The following is a 6,759-nucleotide window of genomic DNA, read 5'->3' on the forward strand; positions in this document are numbered from 1 at the left end:
TGGACATCATCCTGCAGGCCAAGGGCCTCGGGCTGCGCAAGTCCGGCAACGTGATCTGGGTCGCGCCGAAGGACGAACTCGCCGCCAAGGAAAAGGCGGAGCTCGAATCGAAGTCCCAGGTGGCCCAACTCGAGCCGCTGCGCACGCAGGCCTTCCAGCTGAACTATGCCAAGGCCGAAGAGGTTGCCAAGGGCCTGAGCGGGCAGAGCAGCAGCGGGGCCGGTACCGGCACGAAGATCCTGTCGCCGCGAGGCAGCGTGATCTTCGAATCGCGGACCAACCAACTGTTCGTCAGCGACATCCCCTCGAAGCTCGAGGAGATTCAGATGCTGATCGGCAAGATCGACATCCCGGTACGCCAGGTGCTCATCGAAGCGCGCATCGTGATCGCCGACGACAACTTCGGTCGCTCCCTCGGCGCCAAGCTGGGTGCCACCGATCTGCGCGGTCTGCGCGGTGGCGTGCCCGGCTGGAGCGTCGGCGGCAACAACCGCGTCACCGTGGGCGGGAACATGAACGCGATCGGTGCGCAGACGCTGCAGGTGGACGTCTCGGACGTGAACTTCAACGACACGACCTTCGTGTCGCTGCCGGCGATTGGCCAGAACACGTACAACCCGGCGACGTTCGCGCTGTCGCTGTTCGGTGCCAACTCGAACCGCTTCCTCAACCTCGAGATCTCGGCATTGGAGGCCGATGGCCGGGGCAAGGTGGTGTCGAGCCCGCGCGTGATCACCTCCGACCAGACCAAGGCGCTGATCGAACAGGGCACGGAACTGCCTTACCAGGTGGCCACCTCGAGTGGTGCAACCTCGCTGCAGTTCCGCAAGGCCAACCTGAAGCTCGAGGTCACGCCGCAGATCACGCCTGAGGGCAGCGTCATCCTGGATGTCGACGTCAACAAGGACAGCGTCGGTCAGGCCACCGCGGCGGGCTTCGCCATCGACACCAAGCACGTGAAGACCCAGGTGCTGGTGGAGAACGGCGGCACGGTGGTCATCGGCGGCATCTTCGAGCAGACCGATCGCACCGACACGACGAAGGTGCCGTTCCTCGGCGACATCCCCGTGCTCGGCCACCTGTTCAAGACGACGACCAAGTCGTCCGAGCGCACCGAACTGCTGATCTTCCTGACGCCGAAGGTCGTGACCGACCGCAACGGCGCGCTGTGAGCCACGGCGGAACCCTTCTTCTCCCGGGAGAGACTTCGAAATGAAGCTGGTCAAGGCTATCTGGATTCTTGCGGCGGCAGCGCTGCTGAACGCGTGCGGCGGCGGTAGCGACGCCGGCTCGTCGCCCTTCAATCCTGGGAGTGGGGGCGGTGGTGGGGGAACGACGACCGTAGCGGACATCGTGCTGAACCTCAGCGCAACGCAAGTGGCCAACACGGGATCCGCGACAGTCACAGTGACTGCCACCGCGCTCGATGCGACGCGCAATGCGCTGGCGGATGTTCCGCTCACCATTGCCGCAGACGCCGATGCGGTCATCACTGCATCGGATACCGAGACAGACGCCAGTGGCAAGTTGGGTGCGGTGCTTTCGATCGGCTCCAATCGCTCCAACCGTCTGATCACCGTAACGGCCGTCTCGGGTTCGATCAGCCGCACGGCGAACGTGCAGGTCTTCGGTGCCGACATCAGTGGCGTACTCGCACCTGCCGTCCTGCTGCCGAGCGAGTCGGGCACAGTGCAGTACCGCGTGGTGGACCAGGCCGGCAACGCCATGGCCAACCAGGAGGTGACCGTCACCGCGGCCGGACTGACCCCCTCGCAGGCCATCGGTCGAACCGGATCCAACGGCGAGTTCGTGTTCAACTACGCCGCGCCGGCCACTGCGGGTTCGTACCAGATCACCGCTTCCAGCGCTGGAGATTCGGACACGCAGACCGTGCAGGTCCAGAGCACCAGCACCGTGCCCAACGTCACGACGGCCATTGCCTCGGCCTCGGTTTCGGCCGAGCCGAGCGTCGTGGCGGTCAACACGGTGGGTGGTACTTCCAACCGTGCCGAGATCCGCGCGCTCTTCCTGGCGGCGAACAACGTGCCTATTCCGAACGTGCGAGTGACCTTCGACCTGGGTGGGGACCCGCAAAACGTCGGCGGCAGCTTCACGGCCGGTGGCAATGGCCAGATCCTGTACACGGACGCGAACGGCGCCGTGACGACGGCCTACGTGCCCGGCACGCGATCCAGCCCGACGGATGGTGTGATCGTCCGGGCTTGCTACGGAACCAGCGACACCGATCCGAACCTGCTGAACTGCACTACCAGCGCCAGCAAGACCCTGACGGTGACCTCCGAGCCTCTGTCGGTCACGATCGGCACGAACGCAAACATCGTCGTCGAGACGCTGACCTACACCAAGCAGTTCATCGTCACCGTCGTGGACTCGTCGGGTGCTGCCAAGCAGGACGTGAACATCGTCGCGGCGGTCGACTTGCTGACGTACCGCAAGGGCCAGTGGGTCGTAGGCGGAACGGCCTGGGCCAAGGCGGGCGCGCTGCCCTCTGGGGACTCCGCCATCTGCCAGAACGAGGACGCCAACCGCAACGGTGTGCTTGAGGCGTCGGAGGATTCCACAGCCAACGGCAACGGCAACGGGAACGGCACGCTAGAGCCGCGCAAAGCTGACGTGAGCGTCCGCCTGCTGTCGCCGCGAACCGATGCCCGGGGCAGCGTGGTGCTGGAGGTCACCTATCCGCAGGACCGAGGCTCCTGGATCGATGCGCTGATCACGGTGACGGCCTCGGGGATCGCCGGCACCGAGGGCCGGGCCACCTACCTGCTGGACCCGCTTCCGGTCGAGGCAGCAGCGGTCCGCAACACGTCCAATCCGCCTGCCTTCGTCGTCAGCCCTTACGGTACATCGACGGACTGCACGAACCCGAACTGAAGTGTGCCCGCCCCGATCGCCCTGATCGGTATGCCCGGCGGCGGCAAGTCCACCGTCGGGCGACAGCTGGCGCGACGGCTGGACTGGCCTTTCGTCGATTCCGATGCCCTGATCGAACACCGCCTGGGTGAGTCGATCAGGGCATTCTTCGATCGCGAGGGCGAAGAGCGCTTTCGCGACATCGAGCAATCGGCGATCGGCGAGCTGACCTCCACCCCCGATCCCAAGGTCATCGCCACCGGCGGCGGCGCCTGCCTGCGCGAGGCGAATCGCCAAGCCCTGCGCAGCCGCTGTACCGTGGTCTACCTGCGATCGACCCCGGAAGAACTGTTCCGCCGCCTGCGCCACGATACGCAGCGTCCGCTGCTCCAGGTGTCCGATCCGCTGGGGCGGCTGCGCGAGTTGTTCGAACGGCGAGACCCGCTCTATCGCGAGTGCAGCCACTTCATCATCGAGACCGGCCGCCCCTCGGTGCACACGCTGGTCAACATGATCTTGATGCAGCTGGAGCTGGCGGGCCTCGTCCCCGCCCATCTGGCGCGTTCGCCGGTGGAGCCGCCGAGAAGCTGAACGCATGCGCCGTACACTGCGCGCATGACCTCTTCAGGCATCGAACGCGTCCGCATCGATCTGGCGGAGCGAAGCTACGACATCCTCATCGGCAGCGAGCTGCTGGCCGCCCCGGCCAGCTACGAGGGCCTGCCCCGCTCGGCCGACGCGATGATCGTCACCAACACCACCGTCGCGCCACTGTACGCGCCGCGCCTGCAGGCAGTGCTGGGCACGCGGCACCCGCAGGTGCACCTGGTCGAACTGCCGGACGGCGAGGTCCACAAGGATTGGCAGACGCTGAACCTGATCTTCGATGCCCTGCTCGCGCGTGCCTGTGACCGCAAGACCGTGCTGTACGCACTCGGTGGTGGCGTGGTGGGAGACATGACGGGGTTTGCGGCCGCCTGCTACATGCGCGGCGTGCCCTTCGTGCAGGTGCCGACCACGCTGCTCGCGCAGGTGGATTCCTCGGTCGGCGGCAAGACCGCGATCAACCATCCGCTGGGCAAGAACATGATCGGCGCCTTCTACCAGCCGCTGCGCGTCATCGCCGATCTCGACACCTTGCGCACGCTGCCCAGGCGCGAGATCGCGGCGGGCCTCGCCGAGGTCATCAAGTACGGGCCGATCGCCGATGACGACTTCCTCGGCTGGCTCGAGACGCATGCGGATGCCTTGATGGCGCTCGACTCCGGTGCTCTGGCTCGGGCGGTCAAGCGCTCCTGCGAGATCAAGGCCAAGGTGGTCGGTGCCGACGAACGCGAGGCGGGGTTGCGCGCCATCCTCAACTTCGGCCACACCTTCGGGCATGCCATTGAATCGGGTCTTGGATACGGGCAGTGGCTGCATGGCGAAGCCGTCGGCTGCGGCATGGTCATGGCGGCCGATCTGTCCCGCCGGCTCGGCCTGATCGACGAGGGCTACACACGTCGCATCCGTCGCATCGTCGAACGATGCGGCCTGCCGGTGCGCGGTCCGGCGCTGGGAGCGGATCGATACCTCGAGCTCATGCGGCTCGACAAGAAGGCCGAGGCCGGCGAAATCCGCTTCGTCGTGATCGAGGCGCCAGGGCGTGCCGGCATGCGCGCCGTTCCCGACGGCATGGTGCGCGAGGTGCTCGCCGCCCATAGCGGGTAGGCCGGGCGCATGCGTGCGCCCTACGCCAGCGATCCCGAAGCCAGCCGTGGGCGGCGGCATCCGGAAGCGCCATCGCCGCCGCGCGACGACTTCCAGCGTGACCGGGATCGCATTGTCCACAGCACGGCGTTCCGGCGCCTGGTCTACAAGACGCAGGTCTTCCTGAATCACGAAGGGGACCTGTTCCGCACGCGGTTGACGCACTCGCTGGAGGTGGCCCAGCTGGGCCGCTCCATCGGCCGTGCGCTCGGGCTGAACGAAGATCTGATCGAGGCCATCGCGCTCGCCCACGACCTTGGCCACACGCCCTTCGGCCACGCCGGGCAGGATGCGCTGCACGAGTGCATGTCGGCGGCCGACCCCGAGGGCGGCGGCTTCGAACACAACTTCCAGAGCCTGCGCGTGGTCGACCGCCTCGAGGAGCGCTACGCGGCCTTCGACGGACTGAATCTGAGCTTCGAGGCGCGCGAGGGCATCCTCAAGCACTGCAGCCGGCGCAATGCCGAGTGGCTGGCGGCGAACGATCCCACCGGCATCGGGCAGCGCTTCATCGAGCGCAGCCAGCCGAGCCTGGAGGCGCAACTGTGCAACCTCGCCGACGAGATCGCCTACAACGCGCACGACATCGACGACGGCGTGCGCTCGGGCCTTCTGGCCCTGGAGCAACTCGAGGATCTGCCGCTGATCCGCCGCCATCTCGATGCGGTGCGCCAGGCCTACCCCGCGTTGACCGGCCGGCGCGTGCTGTTCGAGACCTTGCGGCGGGTGCTGTCGGAACAGGTCTACGACGTGATCGGCACCACCCGCGCCGCGATCGAAGAGAAAGACGTCCGCAGTGCCGATCAGGCACGTGCGTTGCCGGTGCTGGTGCGCTTCGGTGCCGAGATGCGCCGGCAGACCGACGAGGTGCAGCGCTTCCTTCGCGCCAACCTCTATCGCCATCCGCAGGTCGTGGCCACCACCACGGTGGCGCGCGACGTGCTGCGCGAACTCTTCCAGGTCTATGTCGCGGAGCCGGCGCAGCTGCCGTCCCGGCCGATGGCCGGACGGGGCACGCCGCGCGCAGTGGCCGACTACATCGCCGGAATGACCGACCGCTTCGCCTTGCAGGAGCACGCCAGACTGACCGGCAGAAGACCCGACTGGCCGGTGCGGCCGCGGGCCGACTGACAGACGCCAAGAAAGAAGCCCCGGCCTGGCCGGGGCTTCTTTCGAACGGTCAGTCCATCAGTTGACCAGCTCGCGCCAGGAAATGCGGCGCGTGCTGCCCGACGGCGGTTCGATCGGGATGTCGTCGGTGCTGACCCGGCCGTCACGCAGCTGTGTGATGCCGACCACCTTGCCGCCCGGCAGGCCGACCGCGTTCACACGCGTGGCGCCTGCGTTGCCGAGCAGGACCGAGGCGACGCCGCCCGACGTACTCACGGGCCCACCGGTGCGGTAGTCGAGGAAGTTCAGGTAGCTGGTGCCCCCGGTCGTGCATGCGCTGGTGTTCAGGATGTTGGTGGTGAAAGCCAGCGTGCCCAGCACGAGCTGAGGGTCGGTGTCGGCCCGCTCCGTGAGCTCGGGAAGGTCCACATACCAGCCGCCGTTGGCGGCGAAGTCGACGGCATTCGACGTGGCCGTGCGAACCTGCTGCGACGGGTCGCAGATGGTCGAGCTTGTCGGGCAGGTGCCGTTGGTCAGAGTCTGCCTGATGAAGCTGCCCTGCGTGCGCGGGTTGCCCCAGCCAACGCTGCCCAGCGGATCCTTGATCGCATAGATCGTCTGCTGGCTGTCGTCGGTCAGGTCGGACACACCGAGGTAGCGGCCCGTGCCCACGTACACCACGGCATGGCCATACACCAGGCCGAGCTCAGGTCGCGCCGTCATGGGTTGGGGATTGCCGCTGTCGTTGTACAGGGTGGCCAGCAGCTGGGCGTCGTAGCCGGAGGCGCCGATATCGCCGTTGACGTCGAAGCGCCACAGGTTGCCGAGGTTGTCGCCACCGTAAACGCGAAGCGTCGTGTTGTTGACTTCCGTGCGATCCACCCACGCGCGGATCTGCGCCAGACCGCTGGGCGTGGTGGTGCTGCCGGCGCCGGTGGAGATGCTGCGGTTCAGCGCGCCGGTGGCGGCGTTGACGTCGTACAGGCGACCGCGACCATCTCCCGGCGACACATTGTTGTAGCCGGA

Annotated in this window: 6 protein-coding genes; 5 read left to right on the forward strand and 1 reads right to left on the reverse strand. The window is 67.0% G+C overall.

Translation table 11 applies throughout. The features are described from left to right. The 5 genes from AB7U92_RS19180 to AB7U92_RS19200 all read left to right on the forward strand — a co-directional run. Nucleotides 1–1,172: type IV pilus secretin PilQ (locus tag AB7U92_RS19180; RefSeq protein ID WP_428580623.1), on the forward strand; the 1,172-nt coding region annotated here is incomplete at its 5' end. A 40-nt stretch (nucleotides 1,173–1,212) separates the two neighbouring features. Then, nucleotides 1,213–2,895 carry an Ig-like domain-containing protein gene (locus tag AB7U92_RS19185; protein WP_428580626.1) on the forward strand — a complete coding sequence of 561 codons (1,683 nt, stop codon included), beginning with the start codon at nucleotides 1,213–1,215 and terminating at the stop codon, nucleotides 2,893–2,895. Between the two features lie 3 nt (nucleotides 2,896–2,898). Next, complete coding sequence (locus tag AB7U92_RS19190) at nucleotides 2,899–3,465, forward strand: shikimate kinase (RefSeq protein ID WP_428580629.1); 567 nt, start codon at nucleotides 2,899–2,901, stop codon at nucleotides 3,463–3,465. A gap of 24 nt (nucleotides 3,466–3,489) precedes the next feature. Beyond that, nucleotides 3,490–4,584: a 3-dehydroquinate synthase gene (gene aroB, locus AB7U92_RS19195; RefSeq protein ID WP_428580632.1), complete on the forward strand. Its 1,095-nt coding sequence runs from the start codon at nucleotides 3,490–3,492 to the stop codon at nucleotides 4,582–4,584. Nucleotides 4,585–4,593: 9 nt separating this feature from the next. Next, a complete protein-coding gene (locus AB7U92_RS19200; protein ID WP_428580635.1) occupies nucleotides 4,594–5,754 on the forward strand; it encodes a deoxyguanosinetriphosphate triphosphohydrolase in 1,161 nt (386 codons plus the stop codon). A gap of 57 nt (nucleotides 5,755–5,811) precedes the next feature. Here AB7U92_RS19200 and AB7U92_RS19205 read toward each other — a convergent pair. Further along, the coding region (locus tag AB7U92_RS19205; RefSeq protein ID WP_428580638.1) for a pilus assembly protein at nucleotides 5,812–6,759 on the reverse strand (948 nt) is incomplete at its 5' end.

It is taken from the genome of Piscinibacter sp., assembly GCF_050175855.1.
In the GTDB taxonomy this organism is placed as follows: Bacteria; Pseudomonadota; Gammaproteobacteria; order Burkholderiales; family Burkholderiaceae_C; genus Piscinibacter.

Coding starts and splice junctions, on each gene's coding strand:
- aroB (WP_428580632.1), top strand. CDS start 3,490: ATGACCTCTTCAGGCATCGAACGCGTCCGCATCGATCTGGCGGAGCGA.
- AB7U92_RS19185 (WP_428580626.1), top strand. CDS start 1,213: ATGAAGCTGGTCAAGGCTATCTGGATTCTTGCGGCGGCAGCGCTGCTG.
- AB7U92_RS19200 (WP_428580635.1), top strand. CDS start 4,594: ATGCGTGCGCCCTACGCCAGCGATCCCGAAGCCAGCCGTGGGCGGCGG.